The organism is Halorubrum sp. Atlit-26R, assembly GCF_003666015.1.
In the GTDB taxonomy this organism is placed as follows: Archaea; Halobacteriota; Halobacteria; order Halobacteriales; family Haloferacaceae; genus Halorubrum.
In genome coordinates, this window is the sequence record NZ_QPLT01000019.1 from 30,618 (window position 1) to 55,716 (window position 25,099).

Consider the following 25,099-nt stretch of genomic DNA (forward strand, 5'->3'; position numbering starts at 1 on the left):
GAGGCCGATCTACGGGAAAGATCGATCAGTAAGTTGAAAAGTTGTTCACCGGATAGTGTGTCCAGCCACACGAGTTTATGTCTCATCAACTAGGTTTATTCTGAGACGAGGGTATCGTCTTTGGCGACTACCTCGTCGCGTTTCCGGTCCACGAAGAGCGCGTCTTGCCACTTAGAACCGCCAGTATCCGACTCCTCTGAAACGTCTTCAAGATTTTCCAGTCTCGCGGCCGTATCGAATTTGGCAGCCGAAAGTGACCTGTGAGCCTGCCCGTCAATTGCCTCGATTTTATGCCGGGCTCCTCCGGGAACGTAGACGAACTCCATCGGGCCGATCTCTAAGGTTTGGTGACTTCCATCTTCCCGTTCGAGAGTGTATCTGGCTCGCCCCTCGAGACACAGGTTCACCTCATCAAGTCCAGGCACGTGCGTGTGCCAGTCAATTTCCCCGGACGGTCCGAGCTCGAAGTAGAGTAATCGAAACTCGTTAGTCCTGATTATCAGTGGGGAGTGGCGAACGCCCTCGGGGTCTTCCCCGTGAGCCTCCGGAGTCTGAACCTTATACATCGTCTGCTCGGGGAGGTACTTGTGAGCAAGGTCTTCCGGTGTCAGATCCGAGTCATTTTTCTGACCCATGAATCGGTGTCAAAAGGCACAAACTTGATTGTTTTTATGTCATTAGGGAGTATCGTAGTGACCGATCGTTCTGTCCCCCGAAGGGGGACGGAACGTAGCGTCTTGGAGGGCCAGCGGGGGAACTGCCGGCAGGGAGGGGGAGAGGGATTCCGGCGAGGGGTGTGGACCACAGCCCGTCGTTCGTCACGACGGGTACCTTCTGCTTCGTGTACAGGAGGAAAGTAAGGAGAGGGAGTGTTTCGCAGTCTGAAACAGATTTATCCTGTTTCTGAGCCCGCAACGCACACTAGGAGATTATTGAGGGGCCACACCAATATCCAGTATGGCGGTTTTCATCAACCGGACGATCAGTCTTGGACCGAAATACTGGCTGTTACGCTTTGGTGTGGCCGTGTTCCTGCCGGTGTTGCGCTCACCGTCAACTGCCCCCGTCGATGACGTCGTCGGTGGTACGAGTATTCCCCGTGGTGCCAGCGGCGACAGTATCACAACAGGGGGGACTGTTGACAACACATTCCGACAACTTCGGAGGCGAGACCGACAGTGAGCTCCCACCGACGCCGCGATAATCGATCACCGGCCTCAATACGGGTACGCCGGAAGAGCCGAACGGTATCGACGACACGATGAACGTCTTCTCTCTCTCGGCCTCGCTGGCCATCGACGGAGTTGCCGTCGCACTGTTGGCGTGGGTGACGTGGCAGGCCGCTAGGGATCGATCGCCACCGAACGCGACCACCTTCGGTGCTATGACTGCCGGATTGTTGTTATGGGCGCTTCTATCGCTTCTTTCTGAGTTCCCACACGAGTGGTCGGTTGGGGCGGGGATGGCCGCTGTCGCGCAGGTTCTACCGATCGTATTCATCCCCGCGGTCTGGCTGGTATACGTGCTCGGCTACACCGGCCGTGGCACCGGACTGACTCGTCCACGGCTGGCGTTGTTCGTTCTCCTCGCGCTTCCGCTTGTTGGCGCGGCGGCCACGTTCGAGGGCGACCCTTCAACAGAGGCGGTCCAACGCTCACTCGCGTCGCTCGTGGGGACTGAATTGATACTCCTGTTCGTCGTGTACGTGTACGCGGCCGTTGTCTTCCTCAACTATGGGTGGAGCCACGGACGAATCTCGAAGGCGCAGCTTGCGGCACAGCTCGGTGGAATCTCAGCACCGTACGTGGTCGGTACGTGGCTAAACGGTAGTCGCATCGTTGACGGAGTGACAGCCGGACTGCTCCTCTCCGGGTTGCTGTTGGCGATATCGATCCGGCGCTACCCCGTGCTGACAGGATTCCCGAAGGCAGACTACGTCGCCCGTTCGCGCGTCGTCGAAGCGCTACAGGAGGCCGTAATCGTCGTCGACTGGGACGGGCACATCCTCGACGCCAACGCAACGGCTGAGGACCTGTTTGACCGATCGACTCGAGAGATGATCGGCACGCCGATGATCTCGATCGTCGACGGGATCGACGACATCGATCTGTCGCCCGGGACGACCGGCAACGTCACGCTCAGAACGACCCGGGGACACCGCCAGTTCCAGTTCACCGTCTCTGCGGTTGAAGGAGACGATGCCGACAGCGGAGGAACGCCGGTCGCCAGAGCGGTGTTACTCCGGGACGTGACCGACCAACGCACCCGGGAGCAGCGACTCTCTGTACTCAACCGCGTCCTGAGACACAACGTGCGGAACAAACTCGATGTGATCCTCGCCCACGCCGATCACGTCGATGATGAGACCCATCAAACGGTGATCCGGGACAGTGCCACCGATCTGTCGTCAATTAGCCGAAAAGCCCGAGACGCCGAAGCTGTGATGACTGACAGCAACGGTCCCCCATCGCCGGTCGATCTCGCCGCCGTGACCCAGAAGGTCGCTACGACCGCCCGAGAGGACTATCCCGAGAGCACCGTTTCGGTCGACGCACCCGAAAGCCTACAAATCCCCTCTCATCAGACAATAATTCGCCGTCTCGTGACCGAACTTGTCGAGAACGCGATCGTCCACTCGACTGATCCCGCACGCGTGGACATCGAGGTTGGCACGACCGCCGAAGGAACTCCACAACTCTGTGTCGCCGATAACGGACCGGGTATCCCAGATCGCGAACGCGAACTGCTCACGGGGGCAGGCGAAACTCAGCTCGAACACGGGCTCGGTGTGGGCCTTTGGTTCGTCAACTGGGCGGTCAACCAACTCGGTGCCGAACTCGAGTTCGAGCAGGCCAATCCCGAAGGGACCGTCGTCATCGTCCGCTTCCACGATGTCAATGGACCTACTGACAAGAGAATGGACCCGTCTGACGACGCTACAGACCGAAACTGACGGCTGCTTCGATATCGCCATCGTCGAGGGAGATCGAGAGGTGTTGGGCCGACGCAGTGAACTGTTCGCGGTGGTGGCCGTCAGAAGAGATATGATTCTCACTCGTGACGAGTCCGGCGTCCCGGAGCTCGTTAAGACGACGGTACGCCGTCGCCCGCGAGACGTCGGCTACTTCGGCGACGGCACGTCCGCCGCGAGGTCGCTCCGAGACTGCCTCGAACACGCGACGGGTGTACTCGTCGCCGAGTAGATCGAGAAGCTCTGCGGTCGTCGGTCGGGAAGTCGGTTCTCCTGTACGTTCGTGACTTGGTTGAGGGCGTACAGCCATACAACTACGGAGCGCTGGAACCCCCTTGGTCGAACATGCTCAGTATCCAGACGAACAGATACGCACGTATCTCACTATACAGATTGAGAGGGACCACCACAGTGTCCCACGTCGAACGACACCAGTTATGTGGATCCGATGGAGAATCTTAGACACGCTCCACCATGGCGGATATCGACACCGACCAAGGCCACAGGATTCTCGTCGTCGACGACGAGCGGGAAGTCGCCGACGCCTACGCGCTCCGACTCCGCGGCGAATGTGCGGTGGAGACGGCCTACGGAGGTCAGGAGGCGCTGTCGACAGTCGAAGATCAGACGGTGGATATCGTCCTCCTCGACCGCCATATGCCCGACATCTCTGGCGACGAGGTACTCGAAACACTAGACGAACGCGGGTTCGAGGGCCGCGTCGTGATGGTGACCGCGATCGATCCGGGGTTTGACGTGTTGGACCTCCCCTTCGACGACTATCTCTGTAAGCCGGTCGACCGTGCGGATATCCGTTCGGTCGTCGACCACCAGCGACGGGTCCTCGCCTACGAGACTCTCGGGGAGTACTTCAGTGCGAAGTCCACAGAGACGGTCCTGACATCCCAGACTAGCCCCGAACAGCGTGAGAATCACGAGGAGTTTGTGGCGGTACGCGAACGCGCGAACCGGCTCGAACGCCGTGTACGGCGACTGCTGGATGACGAGGCGGTTCTCGAAGAGTTCGCGGATGTCGATCGCGACGGACGGTGAATACTTACAATTGACATCCTCTTCCGCGTAAACGCGGAGGAATCCCGAGCGGTGGGAGTTTCAGGTTCACAACCATGAATCCGATTTCTTCTTCGGGAACCCGTTTAACCCATCACGAAACGGTGGCTGACTGGCGGTGCCAAACCGCCGGTACTCCTATCCTCTATGTCGTTGATTCCCACCTGTTGTTTTTGCCAGCAGGGAATGGCTGACACTTCGACAGACTTGGAGTTACCTTTGGGCGTACTCAACCAACAAGCACAGACGAACGCTTCTGGCATTCGCGTTCACCGTGTTGGTGTTTCGGATATTGTCTCATTGAGTGGCGGCGAGGCCGCCTCCGAAGGCCGTTCGGAATCCGCTCCGTTCCGACCTAACCGTACTCTTTGATACGAATTGAATCCACTTGAAACTGCGGACTTTGGAAACTCGGGAATGCCGCCGAACAGTGGTCCGTGGAGGGTTCTGTCGGATTCATCCTGCGGCTAAAGCCGCAGGTATTCTCCCCGAATCTTTATAACAGCCTAGAAGCAGCACGAGACAGATGTTTTGCCTCCGTTGCGTGGATCATACCACAGATTGGTCACCGACAACGACTCAGCTACTTCGGCACCTACTGTAAAGCCGTGGGGGGATGTCAAGATCTGTCGTCTTTGTGCTCGTCGTAGAACGCTTCAAGCAACTTCCGCTGGCTCGCACGTAGGTGATGTAGCAGCGTTGATCCCGTGATCCCAAGCGACTCGGCAACTTCCTCGGCCGTACTCCCCCGTGGCGATTCGAAATAGTCCGCGAGGTAAGCCGTCCGAAGCACGGTTTCCTGTCGGTCAGTGAGTCGCTCACTCAGTTCGTCCCCGAACTCTCGCGCCGTCGTCGGCGACCGCGTCCGGTCTCGGCGGACGAGAACAGGTGCGGGCTCATCGTCGCCGATTTCGACCGCCAATCGGCGAACAGTCGCGTCGGTGGACAGTTCGACGACTAATCGACCGGTGCCACCCTCGAACGTCGCCGTCCGAATGGTCGCCCCGTGGGTGACGGCTGCCACGAGCGGTGCCTCACTCCTGAGCGAGAGTTCGATTCGTCCGTAGCCTTCGTCCGACTGTCGGACGACCCGCCCGCCATCGATATTCTGCGTCGGTTCAGTCGCTTCGACGACCGCTTCCGGAGCAGCACCCGAGACAGTGAGGAAACAGGTGAGGCCGTCGTCGCCAGCCGGGACCGTGCCGTCGAGCGTGAGTTCTGCGTCACAGGATTCGCTGAGCCGGGCGATAGGGGAGTACTGCCCGAGCTCGAACGTAACCTCGGTGATCGTGTCCGCGAGTAGCAGCTGACGGTTTCGAGTTGCGTTGATCGCCAGCCCTGCGAGTTCACCGAGCGCCTCGAAGCTCGATCGCTCGTGATCGCTGAACGCCTCCTTCGTTCCCGCGTAGACGCCGACGACCCCGTAGACGCTAGACCCGTATACCAGTGGCACGGCCAGCACTGACTGGACACCGTCGCCGAACCCGGCGACGCGGACCGATTCGGGGACCGTTTTGTCGCCGCTCAGCGACTGAATTAGTTGCGGGCGTTGTCGCTCAACCGCCCGCTGTTCGGGAGTGGTTTCGCCGCGCTCTACCGTCGCGCGGACCGCCGGGAAGGTCTCGCCTCGGTTGCCCGCGACGCCCTCCACGTCCAGGCCCTCGCCGTCAGCAACGCGGACACCGGTCCATGCGAACTGATACTGGTCGGAGTTCCCCAATCGCTCCCGGATCGTCTCCGTTATTTCCTCTCGTGAGGCCGCACCGACCAGTCCCTGGAGAACGTCGGCGATCAGGCGGTCGACTACGGCGACCCGCTCGTGTTCGGCACGGAGCCGTTCACGCGCCTGTTGGTGAGTCTTTCGCTCGGTTACGTCGTCGACGTAGACAGTTGCGGTTCCGTCGTCTGGAACGACTGACACCGATAACCACCGGTCGATCGTTGGGTAGTACTCCTCGAAGGTCGTGTCCGTCACCGACTCCTCGTCGAACGCTTTCAGGAGTGAGTTCGCAACCGACCGTGGGAACACGTCAGCTATCGACTCGCCACTAGGGTCGTCGGCCGTGAGGAGTTCCGACGCGATCTCGTTGCTCGACATCACGGTCCGATCTCGCACCGTGATCACGCCGATCGGTGCGTTCCGGAGGCGGTCCTCCATCGTCACGCCTCCGCGTCGAACCGGATCTCGATTCGTGTTCCACCACTTTTGCTTTCGACGATCGAAACCGTCCATCCGTGGGCCTCCACGATCCGATGGACGATTGCGAGGCCGAGCCCCGTGCCGCTCCCATTAACAGTGTATCCCGGTCGGAAGACAGCGTCACGCTCGGATACAGGAATACCGGGGCCATCATCAGCGACGGACAGCCCGGCCGTTTCGTCTGTCAGTGTGTCCACGCGAACAGTTCCACTCTCGGACCCGTGTTCGATACTGTTCCGAAAGAGGTTCTCGAACAGTCGTTGGAATCGATCGGGATCGGTTCTCACCGTCGGGAGTGATCCGCCGAACTGGAGCGTCCATGATTCGGTCTCGACGGTATGCCAGGCGCGCTCCGCCGTCTCGTGGACCGAGACGCCATGATCGGGACTCAGCGCTGCCTCACCACGAGCGAGCGTCAGCACGTCCTGAATGATTCCCTCCATTCGATCGTGAGCGGCGTCGATGGCGTCGAAGTGCTCATCCGCCCCCGTCTCGCGTGCGGCCTCGAGGTGTGCGCCGGCCACATCGAGCGGGTTCCGCAGATCGTGACTGACCACACTCGCGACCTGTCCGACATCGACGTTGTCGGTCAACGGAGCGGCGACATCGCAGTCGACGAAAACTATCGCTCCGCCGTCTTTGTCGGGCGTAAGTACGTGAGCCACGTACTGGCTGGCATCGGCAGTTTCTAAGAGGAATTCGACCGCTTCACCAGCACGAAATTGTTCCGTGAGAGTCTCCCCGCCAGACGATTTTACCGTGTTGAACAGCTCGAAAAGGGCTGAGACTGGCTCCCCAGGATCGACACCGATCGCCGCGTCGAACGCGTCGTTCGTCGCCGTCACTGTGGGGACGTCGTCCCGCATCTCGTACATAAGTACGGGATCGGGATGGGAGGCGAGCGAGACCCGTAGCGCGTTGGGGTCGCTCACCGTTACCTCGACGCGGTCAGATGCGTTGTCGCTCGGTTAGCCATCCTGATACCAACTGTAGACAGCATCCGGTTTAATGTCTGTTCTCTGCTGCGCGAGGAGAAACACGGGTTGACAGATCCCTATCGACATACTTGTTCGACCGCGAGAGCGGGATGTTTCGCACGAGAGCGCAAGTGATGTCGTAGACCGACAAATATCCCAACTTGCGGTACGGGAAGCCCCGTCGTTTACGACGGGGAGGATGTCACATGGAAATGCTGATCAAATAGACACCACCAATCGTGTTGCAGAGCCAGAGACGCAGGGAAATGGCTTTGTTGCGAATACTGGCACTCCTGAACGCCAATGGACTTGGACGAATTTGCCGATGCGAACGCGCCCGAGGAAAATAGAGACGGCTTCCGGAAAGTCAACAAGCGACTATTGGAGATCCCCTTTGAGGGGACTGTAATGGTAAAAGCCGGATCAATGATCGCCTACACCGGCGACGCGACGTTCACCGGGAAATCCTCCGCCGAGGGCGGGCTCGCTGGCTTCGTGAAAGACGCCGTCAGCGGCGAAGGGACACCGATCATGGAGGCCGAGGGCTCCGGAACGCTCTACCTGGCTGAACAGGGCAAGAAGGTACAGACCCTCTCGCTCGACGCCGACGAGTCGATCTCGGTCAACGGCACCGACATCCTCGCGTTCGAGAAGGAGGTCGACTACGAGATCAGCACCGTCGGGGGGCTCTCCCAAGCCGCCGCGGGCGGACTCACCAACGTGTTCCTCACCGGTCCCGGAGAAGTGGCGGTCACGACTCACGGCGACCCCGTTGTGATGACACCACCGGTCACGACCGATCCCGACGCCACCGTCGCGTGGAGCGCCAACCTCTCGCCTTCGATTGGGACGAACAAGACGATCGAAATCGGTCAGACGTCCGGTGAACAGCTACAGATGCAGTTCACCGGTTCCCAAGGGTTCGTCGTCGTCCAGCCCTACGAGGAAGGCGGTCAGATTTGACATCCTCCCCGCCCGGAAGGGCGAGGATTCCTTCGTGGGACAGCACGCCGTTCGTGTGTCTCCGAAGGCACCCTGACCGAGACCACCGAGGTCTCGGCTGTGGTTTGTGAGTAGTGCGTCGGGCCACCAGAGGTGGCGTGATGAGCTTGGGTATCCGCTTACACCTCACAGGCCGTGCCATCGACCCGACCTAACCGCGATGGTTGAGTAGACATCGACGCAGGGTTGCTTTTTGTTGACGGAGACCTCAATCCAACTCCAATTTTTGTCTGATGTGACTGCCTTATAGTAAACTGACTGGTAGAATAAAACTCGTGGTTAGCGTCCCTGTTGTCGGATTAATCCCCGTGCTAAAGCACGGGGCTTTCTCCTCGCACTTCCATAAGCCTAAATCGCGAGTATCCACTGTTCGATGTTCAAATGATATCGTGATGTCACGACACGATTCCTTGGATGTAGATGTGCGCATAAGCGCTTGCCCACACGATAGAAAACAGTTCACCGATACTTGCTGACAGCATACTCAAAACGGGATTCAACGCAACCATGCCCGTCCCCACCTCTGGAAGAGATGTTGGTAAATAGATGCTGAGTGCGCTTCCGGTAGCAATCACAGCGATAAGTACGAATTTTCCTCGGTAGTTCGTCGTGATATGCCAGCTAATCCGTAGCGATTCAATAGGACCGTACTGGCCGATAACACAGGCTTCCGGTGCGAACCAGAACTTGAACAATAAGAGGAGAAACGGCACGGCAAAGACAAGTCCACCGACTGCCGCTGCGACGGGAAAGCCAACCATCTCCACGAGATTGCCTGGGACAGTGCCGACCAGAACAAGCAGTGGAAGCAAAATGAGAAATGGGAGCGTCATAACAGAGAATACGATGAGAACGATCAAACCAACTAACGCCGGCATTCGAGCGAAACTCCGATACAGACCCTCTCGTATCGTAACGGGGTCGGAGGTTAATTCTCCAGCGACGATCGTTCCCACGTAGGCTCGAATCAAGACGATGAATGCGAATGCCGTCGTTGCCTCAATCATGCTGATTGCGGGCATCGGAAGTATGTTGATTGCGTTTGTTTCGAGCAGCCGGTTTGTGAGGATAATTATCCCCGCGAACGCGACAACTGACGGGTAGGATCGAAACAGACGAACGGACCAGACAAACGCATCGAGGACAGTACGACGAGTTACGGTTGTTTCGATATTACGGCACTCAAGACAGCCACAGCCATCGATATCGTCTCGGGCCTTGATCGTCGGTGCCACGTCGCGCGCAGGTGTGCCGCGGCTAGAAGACATCTCTTGGGCTGATGAATCGGTGTGTTCGTTCATTCCGTAGTAACGAACTGAGCAATAGTTTCACCAGCGGCAATCAGAATCGATGGGGGGCCGAGCAGCGATGCGAAGGATTTGAAGGCGCGCTTAAGACTTGGCTGGTCGTCCTCAGTGCCGAGAAAGAGGAGAGTGGGGTCTTCCGAAACGACAAAGACGCTCATTTCACGGCCTTTCTCCGAATAGCAGGTATCTGTGACTTCGATTACTCCAGCTGCTTCGAGATTCTCCAAGTGGTAATGGACGTTCTGTATGCTATGGTCAAGTTGGTCAGCGACCCGCGACGGGGTTGCTGGCGTCTCATTAAGCAGTCGGAAGATCTCGTAGGCGGTCTCAGAGGACAACGCTTCGATCACGTCTCGTGTCGCGTCATCGTCAAGGCTCAGTACAGCCGGAGTATCACTTCGTTCGACGGCAGCGTCGGTTTGTGTCGGAAGGAGTCTTGCCATGGGTGCGATTAGCTTCTGTGGGTGGCGGTCGCGGGGATCCGGTCCGGTTGGATACTGTTCGAAACTATCGTACGTAATTGTTGGTGGGTGGTCATGCCGATTCCGGGACATTATCTGAAACAGCGATTAATCGCAAGTAGTAGGCCACGTACACCGTATAGAAGTACGCGAAGCCGATCGCGGAAAGGACGATCCCGATCGGAAGCAGGACCGCGATCGGAATTCCGAGGTCAATCGGTAATACGTCAGCCGGCCCAGTGTCCGTCATCGTCAACTGGAGTAGATACTCGGGGATGTAGAAGACGTTCAAGAGAACAAGCCACACCAGCGAAAATCCAGTGACGCTTTTCAGATTCGAGTGGACAAATTGAATGCTTCTTTGGAACGCATCGATAACACCCTTGTTTTCGATGACGATCGCGGTGTCGTAGAACTGTACGAACATGATGACGACGAGGATCGACACCAACCAGATAAGTAAGGGGATGACGCCTGCGATGAACGCAGCCATCTCGTTAATGGCGGCGAGCGCCAGCGTTCCTATTCCGAGAACGAACCCGATGAGCCCAAATACGATCGCGGTTCCAAACACGAGTAGCACAAACACTACAGCGGCAAGGAGCAGTCGGAGGTAATGTGTCCGGGCTTCGGTGAAAAAGTAGGAGAGCGATGCGTCTGTTCCTTCGATCGCAGCTCGGGCAGTGCCGATAAACCCGCCAAGAATGAACGGGAAGACGATCAGCCAGACGAGCGACACGCCTGCCGAGAGGAGTGGTGATTCAATTAGCTGATCGACGTATTGTAGTTGGCTGCCGCCCCCAATGAAGATCCCGGCAACGAACAGGATAGGATTCGAGCGGAGGGCAGTTAATCCATCCTTGAATGCGGAGACTGTGACCATCGTATCTACGAATTGCCGCCGTCACATATTAGGTCGAACGTAGTATCAAAACGAGATTTAAGGCTCTGTTGAATTCCTCATTTGGTGATATATTCTCGGAGCCGTGCTGAATCCAGAGTGTGAGTCGGTCAGCGCCATCAGCACCGTTTCACGATCACGCTATACTTGTCTCAGCGGCGGGTACGCAACCCCCGAAATATTTGAACGTCGCCGGAGACACCACGCTTGATGCCCTCCATTATCGATGAGACCGTGTTCGGCGAGCCCTCTAGAGGGGATTGAGCCGGTTGGGTTGAGTTCACCGCTCTTGTAAGGAGTTCATTCGCACGGAGGACTCATTGGGAGTGACCGAAAAGACAATAGGTGAGATTGCTACACGCACCCTCTGTATCTCGCACGCCGATTCTACCAGCTCTTAAGGATTTCAACAGAGCCAGATTTAATTATTTTGGGCCTTCTAATATCTGTTTCGGGAATACAACGCAAAGGATAATTTGGCTTTGTTGGCTCTGTTGAAATCCTATTCTTCTGACAAATACTCGGCCGAAACAGCCGGTCGCTGAAGAGTGCGTCTCTATCGAATTCCGACAATCAGTCGTGATCGCGGTGATGGTTAGCGAACAGTTCGACAAAGATTCCGATAGCTGGGATGAGATGAGCGACTGCGCCGGTGAGATCATCCATCGGTACGAACCTGTAGGCGGCCAAGGTGAAGCCGCCGAGTAGCAGCAGACAGCCGCCAGCCGAGGTCAAAGAGTCATCTACTTCAAAGAAATAGAACCGAGAAGTACCCCAGAAAACCAAAACCACCGGAGTAGCCCATTCGAACACGGGAAGAATCTGCGGATACAGCGCCAGCGCTCCAAATACGAGGCTCACCCCGATGAGGAGGGTCAAGGACGGCCAAACGGATTGCCTCAGACCTTCTCGGCCGATTGACTGACGCTCATTGCTCAACTTTCGCGATGAGTTCCGAAGATATCTGACTTTCTGAGGATTTCAACAGAACCAATCCGATTTAGCTACGATCCCCGAGTGCCGCTGTCAGCGCCCGGAGTTGTTCCCACCCGTTTGTTCGGAGTGCCGCAGGCAAACGACGACGTGCTCCATCAAGCGCCGACTTCAGGGTAGCCGAGGGGCTCTCAAAGATTCCGGGACCGTGTCCGACAAGGATTCGTTGTGGAGACAGCCCTTCGAATACGCCTCGTGGTGGTGCGAATCGGCATAGAAGGTACATCCCGAGCTGCTCCTCACTCACGGTGAACAGGGAAGACGTCCCGAGGACATCGGGGACGTAGAGTGTTTCGTCGAATTCACGATAGGCAACCGCTTCAGACCAGCCCGGAAACGGACGGCAACGGTAGAGCTCGAATCCGGACGTGCCGACCGAATTCGTCTCTGGTTCGATCGGCTCATCAAGTTGAGAGGCCGCCCGAGAGAGCCACGGAGGACAGTATACTGGCACATTATGACGTGCGGCGAAAACTTCCGCATCACGGACGTGGTAGTTCGAACAGACAATCACGCCCCGCACATCGCCAAGTGTCAATAGATCTTCGTCAATTCCTGGTGCGTCGATCGGATCGATGAGCCACACACCATCGTCTTCTCCGACGACAGCGTGACTCGTCCGGTGACCAGCCTCGTTCGGATGTACGAGCCATCCGAGCCCGCTGTCCCACCGATCGAGAATCTCGTACTCTGAAGGAGAACTCCGGTCGTAGATCGGCATCGTCAGCTCTCCGAAAAGACGGTATCTGGTTCTCGCACATTGAACGGGCCAACCTGTAGACCTGTCGTCGCGTATCGATACAGTATCGTCCGGACGATTACGGTGTGCTCTGACCAAGGAACTTCTATTTCATTTTTCATTTGGGACTCGATTTAGTTGCAAGAAGATTCAGCCCCTGGGGCAAAAACCTATTCCAGAACGACATATGGGCTATGCGTCTTCCGGACGGGGAGCATTCTCGTACTTGACCATCTTTTCGGGCTTGTCGGAGATGGTATCGTAGATCTGCTGGAGCGTGTCCTCTGCGGCGAGGAGGTTGTGGTCGTCGAGGAACTCCCGACCTTCCTCTGTGAGCCCATAGAACTTCCTAGGGTAGCCCTGTCGGCGCTGGTCGTCGTTCAGGGCGACCTCCTTCACGATTCCCTCATCGATCAACTTCTGGATGTGTTTGTAGACGGTGGCGTCGCTCACACTGGGGTTGAGTTCCTCGAGCTCGTACATCGAGGGGAGCTGGTCAGGATGCTGGCGGATGTTGTTGATCAGCGCGAACCGCGTCTGTTGGGTGACAAAGTGGACGAGTTCCCGGGATTCCATCCCTTCAGAAATCTGGCTCTGTTGAAATCCTATTATCCAAATATTTTCTTTCACGAAAATATTTGTCGCTAACGGCTGTGTCCCGAGCAGGGGTATGACTCCACCGTTGTACCCAACATTCTTTTCAATTTGTCTCAAGTGTAGAGTATGCGGACAAAAGAATTCGCCAGAGATACCCACGTCGTGTTTGACGCTTGTAGGGAAGTGGTCGGATACGTTGGATGGAAGACAGCCGACGTTGACAGTGATGAATTGACTCTGAAGGCTCTCACACCGCTTTCTTGGAAGTCTTTTGGCGATGAAATTGAAATCCAAGTGTCCACCAAAGGTGGTAACACCGTCGTGACCGTGTCATCGAAACCAAGATTCTCGCTCATGAATTGGGGGAAAGATCTCGCAAATGAGGGCGTTTTCTTAGAGAAATTGGCACAAGAAATACACAGGTACAATTCCCGCTAACGAGCAGTGACAACTCATGCTGTACTGAGTGATCGAGGGGGGAAGAAATATCAATTTCTGAGGATTTCAACAGAGCCAGAAATCTCTAATTCTGTGCTCATACGACACGATACACATCCTAGCGGCAAGTAGTTCACCCTTGAGTAAATCACTCTGGAGTAAATCACTACGGTTGAATTGGTGATATCCCAACTCAACGGTACGGTGACGTGGGATTATCGCGTCTTCAAGCGCGGGAGGATGTCCAAAGACAAATAACGAAATTGTTAATTGGATCGTTGTAACACCAACCATTTGTGACTGCCCTCCAACCTCAAACCACATTTCTTCATCGGCGCCTCGACGCCGGTCTCCTTAGGCGAAGTGAGAGTTTTCAACCAAACAGCATCTGCTGTCCCCGCGGTGATACCATATGAAACTCAGCATCGAAAACCTGGGAAAACAGTACGGTGAAGATACCTGGGGAATTCAAGATATCTCATTAGAGCTTGAAGATGGTATTCACGGGCTTCTCGGACCAAACGGTGCTGGAAAGTCGACGTTGATGGGGATTCTTTCGACAGTGGTGAAACCTACGATGGGGACGGTGTATTGGAACGGGACCGATATCGTCGAGTCGCCCGCTGTCGTGCGCTCAGTTCTCGGGTATCTCCCACAAGAATTTGGGGTCTACCCCGATCTGACACTCGAAGAGTTCTTGGAATACGTCGCCGCACTACGTGGTCTCGATAGTGAAACTGCCAGTGCCCGTATCGACGAGATGATCTCACTCACGAATCTTGTCGACGTTCGGAATCGAAAACTCAAGACCTTCTCTGGTGGGATGCGACAACGAGTCGGTATCGCGCAAGCGCTCCTCAACGATCCAGATCTACTCATCGTCGACGAACCAACTGTGGGCTTGGACCCCGAAGAGCGCGTCCGGCTTCGGAGTGCGCTTGCAAACACTGCCACGGATCGGATCGTACTCCTCTCGACGCACATTGTTCCGGATGTCGAAGCAACGGCAAACGAACTTGCGATCCTCGATAACGGTCGGCTGGTGACGCATTCAACCGTGGATCAGTTCGTCGACCGTGTGTCCGGCAGGGTCTATGAGAGTCTCGTCTCCCAGTCCGAACTCTCCACGCTCAGAGAGGACTATCAGGTGTGTAGCACAGTCCAGCATTCTGATGGCATCAAGGTTCGATTGATTGGTGAGACGCATCCAACCGAAACTGCCGAGGAAGTACCGGCGACCCTTGAGGATGCGTACCTCGATGCGATCGGCCGGCCTGCCGAGGTGTGAGATGCGTCGAGTGTATCACATCGGGCGGGCGGACTTCCTGCAAAGGGTTCGATCACGTCGACTGCTGGTCGTCCTCGCTATCGTCGCGTTCTTTGGGTATCTCGTCAACGTCGGACAGATCGAACTCGCATATCAGCTCGATCGCGGTGGTGATCTGACGAACGTCGCCGGTACAAACACAGCTTCGTTCGTCGGGTTGAAAGCAGCTATGACCGGGTCGATGGTATTGCTGTTCGCCGGCTTCTATCTGATGAAAGGGACGCTAGAACGGGACCGGCTCCACAATGTCGATCAAGTGGTAGCGAGCACCCCAATCACGGATCAGGCGTACCTCTTCGGGAAATGGTTGAGCAATATCGGTCTGGGGATCGTCATTCTCACCACACTTGGATTCGCAACGGTCATCAATCACGCTGTCCACGGTGTCGGACCGACGAAGCTGGTTGCGTTGGTGGGGCCGATTTTTGTGATTGCCCTCCCGTTGAGTGCCCTCGTCGGTGCCGTTGTACTTCTCTTTGAAACTATCGACCGGCTGAGTGGAACGCTGGGAAATATTGGATACTTCTTTCTCGCAACGTTCGCCCTCGCTGGTCTTCAATCGGCCGCAGGATACGCCCCGAACGAACTGCCGGTTTTAGTTAGAGCGGTCGATCTCATGGGTCACCTCACTGTCTACACGCTGACTGCCGACGCGTTGCTTACAGAGGCCCCAGATGCGATTGGTGTTCTCCCATCTTTCGGGACGCTCAGCGGTGAGGAACAGATATTTCACTACGGTGGCCAGCCGTGGCCACTGTGGATTTTTGTCCAGCGAGTAGGCCTGTTGTTGCCAGCCATCGTGACCGTGTTCGTCGCTACAATACCGTTTACGCGGAGGTCGGTGAGTACTGCCTCTTCGGGTACTGGGCGGCTGTCACGGCTGGAAACCTGGATACCCAGTATTGGTCGCAGTTCCGATATAGCCGAGACGCCGACTGACGGTTCGTCCGTCGATTCGATGTCGCTGACAAGTGTTGAAGACCGAGCCAGTTGGAGCTTCTGGCGACTGGTCGCTGTAGAGACGCGACTCGCAATCCGTGGCCAACGGTGGTGGTGGTACAGTACTGCTGCCGTCATCATCGTGGCCCCAATTGGTCTGCTCGCGGGATCCGGTCTCTCAAGTGCCTCGTCCGAACTCGCGCGACGAGTGTTGTTTCCGTTCGCATTTATCTGGCCGATCTTCGTGTGGTCCGAACTGGGTGTACGGGTCACCAAACATCGGGTAGCAAATCTCGTACTGTCGTCTAATCATCCGGTCAAACAACTCGTTGCGGAATGGCTCGCGGGCGTCATCGTGGCTGTGTGTGTCAGTAGTGGGCTCGCCACGTTTTTTGTCGTCAGTGGCCAGATGAGTGCGCTCTTGGGGATCGCAAGCGGGACACTGTTTGCTCCGGCGCTTGCGATCGCATTGGGGATTTGGAGTGGTTCGTCTTGGCTGTTCGAGATGACGTACCTGCTAGTATGGTACATTGGACCGCTTAATGGAGCGACAGCAGCCGATTTTATTGGTTCGATGACAACAAGCGTGGAGGAAGGAATCCCACTCATATTCATCGCCCTCAGTGTAGTGTTGGTCGGTTTTGCGCTGGCTCGACGAACGATGGAATTACGTGGGACTGTTTAGCTGAGCGAGCTTGAGAAATGAGGCTACGGAAGCGTAAGGAGAAATACCCGCCCTTGAGGGTGGAGGGAACATCATCCATGTGAACAGACAAGGCAGTTGGAAGAACGAATGCCTACCGACGGCAACTCCGTTGCGAGCTGCGGTTGACGAGAAACGGATAGTGGTTGACTGTGAGTCACAGTGGCTCCTCACGTGGACAGATATATTCCTCAGTTCCCGCTGTTTCGAAGGCGGTCAATTCTGTTGTGTTGAATAGATGCTAAGTCGCGGTTACAGCGGTTCTATGTTGATGATGGCAAAAACCAAACGATCCCACAGAACTGCCGATACCAGCCGAGCGCTCGCACCGCGTCGACTCAGGCGGCCGGGAGCGCCCACTCCCACGCCGACCTGAGGGCGACGACGCCGAACGGGCCGCCAAACCCGTCGGCGATTGCCGCGATGGTGGGGGCGGAGTAGGCGAGGCCCGCCACGGCGGCGACGCCAGAGGCTCCGACCGCGGCCGCCGCCCCGGCCACCCGTCGGTCGAGCGGGCCGAAGGCCGTCGTCTCCACGGGGAGTTCGAACGCCTCAACGGCCCGGTCGTATTCACCGGAGATGCGCGACGCTGAGTCCGTACTCCCCCGCAACCGGGGTGAGCGAAAACGTCCGGGTGTCGCAAGCGCGGTCGCTGGCGTCACTTTGAGCGACCAAACGATGAGTCAGACGGCCACCGTTGAGCGACTTGAAGATGTCGATGCCGACAACCCGCGAATCGTCACGCGGGCGGTTGCCGATCGGTACGCATCGAACACGCTCAACCGGCCGCAGTACCGAGTCGGTGACACAGATGTCAGCGTGGTGAACGGGACTCCCTACTGGGCGGCACCGCTCGCTCCAGACGGCCTGTTCAATAAGATCACCAAACGACAGGCTGGGACCGTGCTCGTCGACATGACGACCCAACAGGCGAATGTACGGTCCGTTGATGGCGAGCTTGAGACTGGCGTCGGAACGATTTTCCACCGAAACTATCGGTGGGAACTCCTCAAATCGCAGGCGTATCTTGTCGACTACGGTGACCCGAAGATGGTCATTCACAACGATACGCAGTACATTGCCGTCCCGTACTCGGAACCACAGTTCCATCTGACGCCACTTCCACACTCTACACCACAGTGGGGAGGCGTCGCCGTCATCGATCCAAGTGGTTCGATCGATACACTCTCGCCCTCCGAGGCCGCAGCCAGCCCGATTCTCGACAACCAGCAACTGTACCCAGAAGATCTTGCGCTCCAGTCGGTCGCAGCAACAAAGTATCGCAACGGAATACTCAACACGTACACGAGCCACGAAGACGAGATCGAGATTGCACCGCTTCCCGGGGACGGAAACGACCAGCCGTTCTTCATCCTCTCTGAATCGGGCCCGCAGTACGTTGTCGCCGTCGAACCGTACGGCGACGCACAGGGACTCCAAGAGCTGTGGACCATCGACGGTCAAAACGGAACCTTCGAACGGTACGTGCCAGCCGACTCACTGTTCGGCCCCCAGCGAGCAGCGGACCTCGTAAGGCAATCAGCGCCACAAACAGATTGGGACCGCTTTACGCCAGCCGAGCCGATCCTTACAGTTATCGACGATCGAGAGTACTGGCAAGTACGCGTCGTCCCTGAGGACAACAGCGGGATTGTATACGTTGCATTTGTCGACGCAAGATCCGGTGACGTCGATTCATTTGAACAGACAGATGCGATCACACAGTTCCTCGCAGGTGAGACCCCAGTTGAGGCACCCACAGAGACGGATCCAAGTGAGACGACTACAGAGACGCCAACAGTTATCGTCCAACGAGTTGCTGAGAACGGCACTGTGATTGAGACCATGACTGTGTACGACGACGAATCGGTCGAGATCCGGACACCGACAAACAGCACCGCTGACACAGAGAACACGACCGCCAGAGCGCTAGGCAGCTAGACTCAGTTGCGCATCACGGACACAGCGACAGAGGTTGTGAATCGGACATATTTTCTCGTCTACGACAAAGTGGTTCTGTTAGGTTGAACGAGAGGGGTACAGGAGATTCTCGATCAAACAGGCTCTGTTGAAGTCCTCAAAAGTGATATTTTCTGATCCAGTGGGGCTCAATACGAGAAGAAAAATACTAAAGACTACTTTTTATTCATCCGGACTGTTTATTTGGTCGAACTCTTGGTTGTACGCATGGGAATATTCCAGCAGAAACTGTTTCGTAAGCCAGATGGGCGAAGGAAAGGAATTATCTTTTTGTCCTTGTCGTCTATCTGCCTGCTCACGTGGGTGTACACTAGTATCGTACTCAATAGTTCCCACTTCTTTCTCTTTACTGGTCTCGCGCTTGGATTCTCTGGGTTCGCCGAATCGCTGCCTCTAGAGCGACGACGGTCAGCCGGGATACTTCGAATATTCTCCGTTAGTATTCTCATTATGTTCCTCGGTCTCCTCGCATCAGTTCCTGAATTACTATTCGAGTAGCGAAAGTACTCAGTTTGGGTAGGTATCTGAGATATTTCGGTGGTATTCTGAGACGGTCGGTAGCTCTGTCCCTTTCAGTGACCAGCTGTTTCAAGCGAGAATATGTTCAACGAATAGGATTTCAACAGAGCCACTCAAGCAAAAGTCAACTACTCACTGTGCCTATTCATCCTCGGTATCTGTTGCGGCCAAAATCTCAGGATACCGGTTCCGTATCGTCATCTCGCTCACGTCCGTAGCATGAGCGATATCTGCTTGTCGGAGAGACTCATCGCACTGTTTGGCAGCCGCGTACAGTGCCCCCGCGGCGATGCCTACCGGATGTTTCCCGCTGTGTACGCCGTTTTCAACCGCGATTCCGGCGAGACGTCGTGCCTCTCGCTCTGTCGCGTCCGTACACTCCACGTCCGACGCGATCCGTCCGATGAACGAACGAGGATCTGTTGGAGGAATTTCTAACCCGAGTTCACGTGAGACGTGTCGATATGCCCGCTCAACGCGAATTTGTTCGACGCGGCTCACTGCCGAGACCTCGTCGGTAGAGCGCGGGACACCGTCCATGCGACTCGCCGCGTATAGCGCCGCAGTGGCGACGCTTTCAACGGCTCGACCCGTAACGAGCCCGTCCGCAAGTGCGCGACGATAGATGACGCCTGCTGTCTCTCGGGTGCTGTCCGGCACGCCAAGCGCGGAAGCCATGCGATTGATCTCACCGAGTGCATGCATAAGATTCCTATCCGCAGATGAGCGTCGTCGGAAGCGCTCATCCCACCGTCGGAGGCGACGCATCTGTTGTCGCTGCTCTCCTGACAGCGCGTTCCCCTTCGCATCGGTGTTTTGCCACCCAATCATTGTTGACAACCCCTTATCGTGTAAGAGGTTCGTGCTTGCTGGTCCGACGCGGGAGTCCTGATCGCCGGTGCCGTTCGGCGTGTACAGTTTGATGTTCGTATCAAGCGTTGCGTCTGAAACGACGAGTCCACAGTCGTCACAGACCGCATCAACGTCATCATCGGCTCGACGAAGTCGCCCGTGACACTCCGGACACGTAGTCTGACTGTGCCGTTCGTCCCCATTCTCCTCCGAAACGGAGTCGGTAACAGACTGTCCGTCGCCGGTTTCGCTTGACGAGGGCGCATCAGTACCGTTTTTGCGGGAAACTGTGTCCGATCGCTCTTGGTTAGTGCGCTCGTTCATCACGTGTCATCACCTCTCGTGACCGGGACAGAACAGACGCGTCCCACCGTGTGTCTGGCCAGTACCGTTCATTGTGGGCTCTGAGCCGGCGTCGAGTCGCTGATCCTGATACCGTGCGCGGTGACTCTCGTAGCAACGGCAGATGGAACTGACCACACTGTCTCGGTGGGTACTGTCACTCCGTCGATCGCGAGACAGACGAGTTTCCCTCGTCCCCGCCGCGCCGCAACGACAAATTCAAACCGCCGTGATCGGTCGTCAGTCGCTGTCACGTGGATCGTTGAGAGCCCGTTCACACTCTCCCACGTTGTCGTGTCGACGACCCTGAGGTCGCCCGCAGGAGTGACAGCAGTCGAGCCACAGGCCGGGCAGGACCCCTCGTGTGGACTTGTCCCGAGATACCCATAATCGGTCTCACACGCAAAGCAGTGTTCCATGGTCTGAGACTAGTATCGATCCACGATCGTCTCTGCGATGTGTGCCCGACCGGAACATGCTGGACAGGCAACTACGTCACCACCGTCTAACCCGAACACGGTCACAAATTGTTGTGAGACGTGTGCTCCGCAGTGGGCGCACTCAGGCATCGGATTACCCCAGCGAGCCCTCCATTTCGAGTTCGACGAGCCGGTTGAGCTCGACGGCGTACTCGATCGGCAGCTCCTCCGTGATGGGCTCGATGAAGCCCGAAACGATCATCTGCTTGGCGTCGTCGTCGTCGAGGCCCCGCGACTGGAGGTAGAAGATGTCCTCGTCGCCGATCTTCCCGACGGTCGCCTCGTGGGCGACGTCGACTTTCGACTCGTTGATCTCCATGTACGGCATCGTGTCCGACGTCGACTCGTTGTCGAACATCAGCGCGTCGCACTCCACGGCCGTCGAGGAGTTCTCGGCGCCGTCCGCGATGTGGACGAGCCCGCGGTAGTTGGTGCGGCCGCCGTCCTTCGCGATCGACTTCGACTCGACGGTCGACTTGGTGTCCGGCGCGTTGTGGTACACCTTCGCGCCGGTGTCGATGTCTTGGCCCTCGCCCGCGAAGGCGATGGTGATGTGGTTGTCGGAGGCGCCGCGCCCCTTCAGGATCGTCGAGGGGTACAGCATCGTCGCCTTCGACCCCATCGACCCGGAGATCCACTCCATGCGCCCGTCCTTCTCGGCGATGGCGCGCTTCGTGTTCAGGTTGTACGTGTTTTTCGACCAGTTCTGGACGGTCGAGTACTGGACGTGGGCGTCCTCGTCGACGAAGACTTCGACACCGCCACAGTGAAGATTGAATTTCGAGTACTTCGGCGCGGAACAGCCCTCAATGTAGTGGACCTCAGATCCTTCCTCAGCGATGATGAGCGTATGCTCGAACTGGCCCATCCCCTCGGAGTTCATCCGGAAGTACGCCTGAACCGGCATCTCCACGGTGGTGTTTTCGGGGATGTAGACGAATGAGCCGCCGGACCAGATGGCACCGTGGAGCGCGGCGAACTTGTTGTCGCTCGGGGGGACGCACTTCGTCATGAAGTGCTCGCGGACGAGCTCCTCGTGCTCTTGGACGGCCTCATCCATATTACAGAAGATGACGCCCTTCTCCTCCCACCGCTCCTGCATGTTCTGGTAGACGACCTCCGATTCGTACTGCGCGCCGACACCAGAGAGCGCGTTCTTCTCGGCCTCCGGGATGCCCAGCTTGTCGAACGTGTCCTTGATGTCGTCCGGGAGTTCCGTCCAGTCGTCGACGCCGGCACGAACGTCCACGTCCGGCCGAATGTAGGGAACGATCTCGTCGACGTCGACCTCGCTCAGGTCGGGCTGTCCGGGCCAGTCGGTCGGCATCGGCATCTCTTGGAACTGTTCGAGCGCTCGCAGGCGGCGCTCCAGCATCCACTCTGGTTCGTCTTTGTCCTCCGAGATGACGCGGACCGTCTCCTCAGTGAGACCCTTCTCGGTCTGGAAGGCAGACTTCTCCTCCTTCTTGAACTCGAAACGGGCCTCGGTGTTTGTCTCTTTGAGATCGTCTTGTTTTGAACTCATCAAAGTATTCTTCAGAGACTACGAATATAAGTGTGGTGCGCTGGAACACTCATTAGTAACTTATACTGGTTTCTTTAACGAAAATGAATAACTTTGTGTGATTTAATTCGGTTTCTCTATTTGGTAGAATTTAAGATGTGGCGAGAGGGCTATTCCGTCGAGACAAGGTTACCGTCACTCGTTAGCGAGAATGACTTGACAGCACTCGATCGCTGCTTCGATGTGGCGGTCGGCGACCACGTCGCCCGTTTCGTCAGCCGACTCAAGCAGTGTGGCAACTTGCCGAACCCGTTTCCGTCTGGTTTGCGTGTCAAGATCATCACTGGCAGCATCGCGGGCGACGGCTTCAGCCTCTCCGAGCCATCGGTTCGTCGCTGGCGGAACTGGGCGATCTGCGGTCGCAGTTAGGTGGGTCGCTAGTGCGTCGACCGCAGCCCGCGGCTTGGTTGGGATGTCGATTTCGTCCGTCATCGTCTGTGTATTGGCGCCCACTCTGAAGAATTGTTGCGCCAAGCCACACTCCAGATGCTTTCGGACGTCTCCAGCCGAGTGTGACCTCTTCTTAGCCTATAGTCAGGGTGTTATAGAACGGTTGGCATACCTCCCTTTGCTCTCTCGAATTGTTCACTGTAGGGGATTATTCTCCGAGTTTGTCTGTTACCGTTTTGTAGAGTCGGTCTGTCCACGCTGGGAAGACGAGAGCAGCGAGGGTTCCAACGACGACACCAGCAACAATTCCCTGTGTGATATCTTGGAGAACTATCGTTCCGAGTGCCGCTCCGAACGTCACTCCAACGAGCATTGCGAAGACGACCCGTTCTCCCCCAGTGTCGTCGGAGTCAGCAGACATCTGTATCGGATGAATTTTCGAGAGGCAGAAATAACTGGGGGCAGGTCGCGTGAGCTAAAACGGCTGTGTAGTTCACAGGAGCGGTGTATCAGGCAATTCCCACTAAACCTAGGGTGTCGTAGAAGATTTATCACGATATTTATTTCGTGAATTCATAGCTGAAACAGCCGATAGAATGCGCTTGCGAATGTATCAAAACCCATTTGTTGGGAGACGAATAGCCGGACGTTATGACAACTACGGTGTATTTCGACCTTGATGGAACCCTTCTCGACTACACTACCCCTTTCGCAGAACTCTTCGCACAGACACTACCAACCACTGCCTCCGACGAGATGGTTGAAACGTATTCTGAACAGGTACTATCAGGGATTACGCAAGTAGATGAAGGCCCATACAGACGAGCGTTCGAGATGGTTCGTCAAGAGTACGACCTCAATATCAATCCAGAGACACTTGCGGCGGAGTATATCAAGAGGGAGGCCGATGCGACTCAACTGTCTCCATCAGTAAAACGACTCGTAGAGTCTGTTGCAAGCCAACATCAAACCGGTATTCTCACAAACGGAGATGGACGAATGCAGCGTCAGAAGCTCAAACAACACGCGCTCGACGAACTCGTAGATACGGTTATCGTTTCGAATGAAGTCGAGTCACGGAAGCCGAGCCAAAAAATATTTGAAGAAGCCAAGGAACGGCTTCCGGCAGAAACATTCGTTTACATCGGAGATACGTTTGAGGAGGACATCATACCAGCACGCGAAGCAGGGTTTAAGACAGTCTATGTCGGTGAGGACAACCAACCGGACGCAGCAGTAGCCACCAGAGGAACAGAAGAACTGGCGGAGATACTTCTCCCATTAATCGAGGAGATCTCTGTAAAGTAGTTCTTCTGTATTGACCGGAACCGGACTAAAACGTATCACTTTCTGAGGATTTCAACAGAGCCATAGTAGTGTGAGGGAGTCATAGAAGTCTTTTCACAGCTACACGGGAATCGCTCGGTACAGACGGCCCAATTATTGACTTTACGCTGATCAGAGGTGCTAATCCGAAGAAGTCTCAACGTCGTATTCGTATCCGAGCTTCTCACGTAGCTGACGGAACGCATCTAACAGTTGTTCTCTATCTTCACCAGCAGGGATCTCGACTCGTGTCGGCGGAGCAGCACTCTTCGAACCCAGAACTCGCCAGACCGTTCGACGAAGTAACGACTCCTCGGACGCCGGCTTCCAATCAAACTGTAGGAGGTCCTCAAGAGGCAGTACGATCACCCGCGTTAGCCGTTCCAAGTCATACGACGTACTCTTCTCTCTACCGGAACAGTACAGAGAGTTCCATTTCAAATCATACGCGGTACCGTCAGCTGTCCACGAGGTAAGTCCACCAAACGGAACAATAGCTGAGCCTCGAACCTGAGTAAATGTCTCGTTCAGTTTCTCAATAACTCCCTCGTGTTCCCCTGCGTTGATTTCTCTGATATGGGCCTCATGCGGCACCGAGCGATATAGCCACGACCGGTCGGTTAGAACCGCAAATTCGACGAGGTGGAACAGACGGTCCGCCCACGCATCAGTATCACCGTCCGCGATTTCGAGTACCGACTCAACCAACGCCCGGTCCTCAGGAAGCGACGCTCGAAATTCGTGATCCGAACCAATAAAGATACATTCTGAGTCGGGAATCTGCGTCAGCTCCCGTTGTACAGTCTCAAATTGACCGTGTCTCGGATCAACCCCCAGGTGGACAGTAGTTCCGTAGTCCATCAGAACGCGAACCGCTCGGTTCTCGACTGTCACACGGCCGAGCTCGTCCCAGTCCTTCACACCGGATAAACTCCGAGAGACGAGTAGATGTGTCGGTTCTGCGGCGTCGACGTTCTCTGTAAACTCCATTGCCGTTACGTACTCGCGGGATCGTTGAACT

23 protein-coding genes and 1 pseudogene are annotated in these 25,099 nt (G+C 56.3%); 8 read left to right on the forward strand and 16 right to left on the reverse strand.

The features are described from left to right. Nucleotides 1-95: 95 nt before the first annotated feature. A complete protein-coding gene (locus DVK07_RS16640) occupies nucleotides 96-635 on the reverse strand; it encodes a cupin domain-containing protein (RefSeq protein ID WP_121598070.1) in 540 nt (179 codons plus the stop codon). 626 nt (nucleotides 636-1,261) lie between these two features. Here DVK07_RS16640 and DVK07_RS16645 point away from each other — a divergent pair. Further along, nucleotides 1,262-2,953 carry a sensor histidine kinase gene (locus DVK07_RS16645; protein ID WP_121598071.1) on the forward strand — a complete coding sequence of 564 codons (1,692 nt, stop codon included), beginning with the start codon at nucleotides 1,262-1,264 and terminating at the stop codon, nucleotides 2,951-2,953. Here the strand turns inward: DVK07_RS16645 and DVK07_RS16650 are convergent. Further along, entirely contained in the window at nucleotides 2,937-3,281 is a 345-nt protein-coding gene (locus DVK07_RS16650; RefSeq protein WP_121598072.1) for a winged helix-turn-helix domain-containing protein, read from the reverse strand. The two genes, DVK07_RS16645 and DVK07_RS16650, sit on opposite strands and share 17 nt — an antisense overlap. Nucleotides 3,282-3,445: 164 nt before the next feature. On the opposite strand from DVK07_RS16650, the gene DVK07_RS16655 reads away from it, so the two are divergent. Further along, the gene (locus DVK07_RS16655) at nucleotides 3,446-4,024 is read left to right on the forward strand and encodes a response regulator (RefSeq protein ID WP_121598073.1); all 579 of its coding nucleotides are present in this window, start codon (nucleotides 3,446-3,448) and stop codon (nucleotides 4,022-4,024) included. A 637-nt stretch (nucleotides 4,025-4,661) separates the two neighbouring features. On the opposite strand, the gene DVK07_RS16660 is transcribed toward DVK07_RS16655, so the two are convergent. Together DVK07_RS16660 and DVK07_RS16665 are read right to left on the reverse strand one after the other, a co-directional pair. Continuing rightward, nucleotides 4,662-6,200 carry a bacterio-opsin activator domain-containing protein gene (locus DVK07_RS16660; RefSeq protein ID WP_199719564.1) on the reverse strand — a complete coding sequence of 513 codons (1,539 nt, stop codon included), beginning with the start codon at nucleotides 6,198-6,200 and terminating at the stop codon, nucleotides 4,662-4,664. A gap of 2 nt (nucleotides 6,201-6,202) precedes the next feature. Beyond that, nucleotides 6,203-7,174: a HAMP domain-containing sensor histidine kinase gene (locus tag DVK07_RS16665; protein WP_121598075.1), complete on the reverse strand. Its 972-nt coding sequence runs from the start codon at nucleotides 7,172-7,174 to the stop codon at nucleotides 6,203-6,205. 348 nt (nucleotides 7,175-7,522) lie between these two features. On the opposite strand from DVK07_RS16665, the gene DVK07_RS16670 reads away from it, so the two are divergent. Further along, nucleotides 7,523-8,182 (forward strand): AIM24 family protein, encoded by a 660-nt coding sequence (locus DVK07_RS16670; RefSeq protein WP_121598076.1) that lies wholly within the window; start codon nucleotides 7,523-7,525, stop codon nucleotides 8,180-8,182. A gap of 434 nt (nucleotides 8,183-8,616) precedes the next feature. Here DVK07_RS16670 and DVK07_RS16675 read toward each other — a convergent pair whose 3' ends face one another. The 6 genes from DVK07_RS16675 to DVK07_RS16700 all read right to left on the reverse strand — a co-directional run bounded on the left by DVK07_RS16675 (nucleotide 8,617) and on the right by DVK07_RS16700 (nucleotide 13,198). Further along, nucleotides 8,617-9,522: a hypothetical protein gene (locus DVK07_RS16675; protein WP_233565490.1), complete on the reverse strand. Its 906-nt coding sequence runs from the start codon at nucleotides 9,520-9,522 to the stop codon at nucleotides 8,617-8,619. Further along, nucleotides 9,519-9,971 carry a helix-turn-helix domain-containing protein gene (locus DVK07_RS16680; protein ID WP_121598077.1) on the reverse strand — a complete coding sequence of 151 codons (453 nt, stop codon included), beginning with the start codon at nucleotides 9,969-9,971 and terminating at the stop codon, nucleotides 9,519-9,521. The genes DVK07_RS16675 and DVK07_RS16680 overlap by 4 nt, the downstream gene beginning before the upstream one ends. Before the next feature lie 91 nt (nucleotides 9,972-10,062). Then, the gene (locus DVK07_RS16685; protein WP_121598078.1) at nucleotides 10,063-10,872 is read right to left on the reverse strand and encodes a hypothetical protein; all 810 of its coding nucleotides are present in this window, start codon (nucleotides 10,870-10,872) and stop codon (nucleotides 10,063-10,065) included. Nucleotides 10,873-11,463: 591 nt separating this feature from the next. Then, a complete protein-coding gene (locus tag DVK07_RS16690) occupies nucleotides 11,464-11,769 on the reverse strand; it encodes a hypothetical protein (RefSeq protein ID WP_199719566.1) in 306 nt (101 codons plus the stop codon). Between the two features lie 121 nt (nucleotides 11,770-11,890). After that, entirely contained in the window at nucleotides 11,891-12,604 is a 714-nt protein-coding gene (locus DVK07_RS16695) for a hypothetical protein (RefSeq protein WP_121598079.1), read from the reverse strand. Nucleotides 12,605-12,814: 210 nt separating this feature from the next. Continuing rightward, complete coding sequence (locus DVK07_RS16700; protein ID WP_121598080.1) at nucleotides 12,815-13,198, reverse strand: helix-turn-helix transcriptional regulator; 384 nt, start codon at nucleotides 13,196-13,198, stop codon at nucleotides 12,815-12,817. A gap of 147 nt (nucleotides 13,199-13,345) precedes the next feature. Between DVK07_RS16700 and DVK07_RS22325 the strand changes: the two genes are divergently transcribed. The 3 genes from DVK07_RS22325 to DVK07_RS16710 all read left to right on the forward strand — a co-directional run bounded on the left by DVK07_RS22325 (nucleotide 13,346) and on the right by DVK07_RS16710 (nucleotide 16,608). Further along, on the forward strand, nucleotides 13,346-13,657 hold the full coding sequence (locus tag DVK07_RS22325) for a hypothetical protein (RefSeq protein WP_147441193.1): 312 nt from the start codon (nucleotides 13,346-13,348) through the stop codon (nucleotides 13,655-13,657). Between the two features lie 412 nt (nucleotides 13,658-14,069). Next, nucleotides 14,070-14,945 (forward strand): ABC transporter ATP-binding protein, encoded by an 876-nt coding sequence (locus DVK07_RS16705; RefSeq protein ID WP_121598081.1) that lies wholly within the window; start codon nucleotides 14,070-14,072, stop codon nucleotides 14,943-14,945. Nucleotide 14,946: 1 nt separating this feature from the next. Further along, nucleotides 14,947-16,608 carry a hypothetical protein gene (locus DVK07_RS16710; RefSeq protein ID WP_233565492.1) on the forward strand — a complete coding sequence of 554 codons (1,662 nt, stop codon included), beginning with the start codon at nucleotides 14,947-14,949 and terminating at the stop codon, nucleotides 16,606-16,608. 356 nt (nucleotides 16,609-16,964) lie between these two features. Here the strand turns inward: DVK07_RS16710 and DVK07_RS16715 are convergent. After that, a pseudogene (locus DVK07_RS16715) lies at nucleotides 16,965-17,280 on the reverse strand (hypothetical protein); the annotation flags it as partial. A gap of 24 nt (nucleotides 17,281-17,304) precedes the next feature. Between DVK07_RS16715 and DVK07_RS16720 the strand changes: the two are divergent. Next, nucleotides 17,305-18,567 carry a hypothetical protein gene (locus DVK07_RS16720; protein ID WP_233565494.1) on the forward strand — a complete coding sequence of 421 codons (1,263 nt, stop codon included), beginning with the start codon at nucleotides 17,305-17,307 and terminating at the stop codon, nucleotides 18,565-18,567. A gap of 699 nt (nucleotides 18,568-19,266) precedes the next feature. Here the strand turns inward: DVK07_RS16720 and DVK07_RS16730 are convergent. The 4 genes from DVK07_RS16730 to DVK07_RS22330 all read right to left on the reverse strand — a co-directional run bounded on the left by DVK07_RS16730 (nucleotide 19,267) and on the right by DVK07_RS22330 (nucleotide 23,173). Next, entirely contained in the window at nucleotides 19,267-20,301 is a 1,035-nt protein-coding gene (locus DVK07_RS16730) for a transcription initiation factor IIB family protein (protein ID WP_233565495.1), read from the reverse strand. Nucleotides 20,302-20,892: 591 nt separating this feature from the next. Beyond that, a complete protein-coding gene (gene sufB / locus DVK07_RS16740) occupies nucleotides 20,893-22,323 on the reverse strand; it encodes a Fe-S cluster assembly protein SufB (RefSeq protein WP_121598084.1) in 1,431 nt (476 codons plus the stop codon). A 174-nt stretch (nucleotides 22,324-22,497) separates the two neighbouring features. Next, nucleotides 22,498-22,794: a hypothetical protein gene (locus DVK07_RS16745; protein WP_121598085.1), complete on the reverse strand. Its 297-nt coding sequence runs from the start codon at nucleotides 22,792-22,794 to the stop codon at nucleotides 22,498-22,500. Between the two features lie 166 nt (nucleotides 22,795-22,960). Continuing rightward, nucleotides 22,961-23,173 carry a hypothetical protein gene (locus tag DVK07_RS22330; RefSeq protein ID WP_147441194.1) on the reverse strand — a complete coding sequence of 71 codons (213 nt, stop codon included), beginning with the start codon at nucleotides 23,171-23,173 and terminating at the stop codon, nucleotides 22,961-22,963. A gap of 230 nt (nucleotides 23,174-23,403) precedes the next feature. Here DVK07_RS22330 and DVK07_RS16750 point away from each other — a divergent pair, with 230 nt between their 5' ends. Beyond that, on the forward strand, nucleotides 23,404-24,060 hold the full coding sequence (locus DVK07_RS16750; protein WP_199719570.1) for an HAD family hydrolase: 657 nt from the start codon (nucleotides 23,404-23,406) through the stop codon (nucleotides 24,058-24,060). Nucleotides 24,061-24,219: 159 nt separating this feature from the next. Here DVK07_RS16750 and DVK07_RS16755 read toward each other — a convergent pair whose 3' ends face one another. Next, the gene (locus DVK07_RS16755; protein ID WP_121598086.1) at nucleotides 24,220-25,068 is read right to left on the reverse strand and encodes a hypothetical protein; all 849 of its coding nucleotides are present in this window, start codon (nucleotides 25,066-25,068) and stop codon (nucleotides 24,220-24,222) included. Nucleotides 25,069-25,099 lie beyond the last annotated feature (31 nt).

Excerpts from the sequence above, each read along its gene's own strand:
- DVK07_RS16675 (WP_233565490.1), bottom strand. The coding sequence starts at position 9,522 with ATGAACGAACACACCGATTCATCAGCCCAAGAGATGTCTTCTAGCCGC.
- DVK07_RS16745 (WP_121598085.1), bottom strand. The coding sequence starts at position 22,794 with ATGACGGACGAAATCGACATCCCAACCAAGCCGCGGGCTGCGGTCGAC.
- DVK07_RS16685 (WP_121598078.1), bottom strand. The coding sequence starts at position 10,872 with ATGGTCACAGTCTCCGCATTCAAGGATGGATTAACTGCCCTCCGCTCG.
- DVK07_RS22325 (WP_147441193.1), top strand. The coding sequence starts at position 13,346 with ATGCGGACAAAAGAATTCGCCAGAGATACCCACGTCGTGTTTGACGCT.
- DVK07_RS16755 (WP_121598086.1), bottom strand. The coding sequence starts at position 25,068 with ATGGAGTTTACAGAGAACGTCGACGCCGCAGAACCGACACATCTACTC.
- DVK07_RS16660 (WP_199719564.1), bottom strand. The coding sequence starts at position 6,200 with ATGGAGGACCGCCTCCGGAACGCACCGATCGGCGTGATCACGGTGCGA.
- sufB (WP_121598084.1), bottom strand. The coding sequence starts at position 22,323 with ATGAGTTCAAAACAAGACGATCTCAAAGAGACAAACACCGAGGCCCGT.
- DVK07_RS16750 (WP_199719570.1), top strand. The coding sequence starts at position 23,404 with ATGACAACTACGGTGTATTTCGACCTTGATGGAACCCTTCTCGACTAC.
- DVK07_RS16680 (WP_121598077.1), bottom strand. The coding sequence starts at position 9,971 with ATGGCAAGACTCCTTCCGACACAAACCGACGCTGCCGTCGAACGAAGT.
- DVK07_RS16645 (WP_121598071.1), top strand. The coding sequence starts at position 1,262 with ATGAACGTCTTCTCTCTCTCGGCCTCGCTGGCCATCGACGGAGTTGCC.
- DVK07_RS16720 (WP_233565494.1), top strand. The coding sequence starts at position 17,305 with ATGAGTCAGACGGCCACCGTTGAGCGACTTGAAGATGTCGATGCCGAC.
- DVK07_RS16695 (WP_121598079.1), bottom strand. The coding sequence starts at position 12,604 with ATGCCGATCTACGACCGGAGTTCTCCTTCAGAGTACGAGATTCTCGAT.
- DVK07_RS16650 (WP_121598072.1), bottom strand. The coding sequence starts at position 3,281 with ATGGCTGTACGCCCTCAACCAAGTCACGAACGTACAGGAGAACCGACT.
- DVK07_RS16655 (WP_121598073.1), top strand. The coding sequence starts at position 3,446 with ATGGCGGATATCGACACCGACCAAGGCCACAGGATTCTCGTCGTCGAC.
- DVK07_RS16700 (WP_121598080.1), bottom strand. The coding sequence starts at position 13,198 with ATGGAATCCCGGGAACTCGTCCACTTTGTCACCCAACAGACGCGGTTC.
- DVK07_RS16730 (WP_233565495.1), bottom strand. The coding sequence starts at position 20,301 with ATGAACGAGCGCACTAACCAAGAGCGATCGGACACAGTTTCCCGCAAA.
- DVK07_RS16710 (WP_233565492.1), top strand. The coding sequence starts at position 14,947 with ATGCGTCGAGTGTATCACATCGGGCGGGCGGACTTCCTGCAAAGGGTT.
- DVK07_RS16640 (WP_121598070.1), bottom strand. The coding sequence starts at position 635 with ATGGGTCAGAAAAATGACTCGGATCTGACACCGGAAGACCTTGCTCAC.
- DVK07_RS16670 (WP_121598076.1), top strand. The coding sequence starts at position 7,523 with ATGGACTTGGACGAATTTGCCGATGCGAACGCGCCCGAGGAAAATAGA.
- DVK07_RS22330 (WP_147441194.1), bottom strand. The coding sequence starts at position 23,173 with ATGTCTGCTGACTCCGACGACACTGGGGGAGAACGGGTCGTCTTCGCA.
- DVK07_RS16705 (WP_121598081.1), top strand. The coding sequence starts at position 14,070 with ATGAAACTCAGCATCGAAAACCTGGGAAAACAGTACGGTGAAGATACC.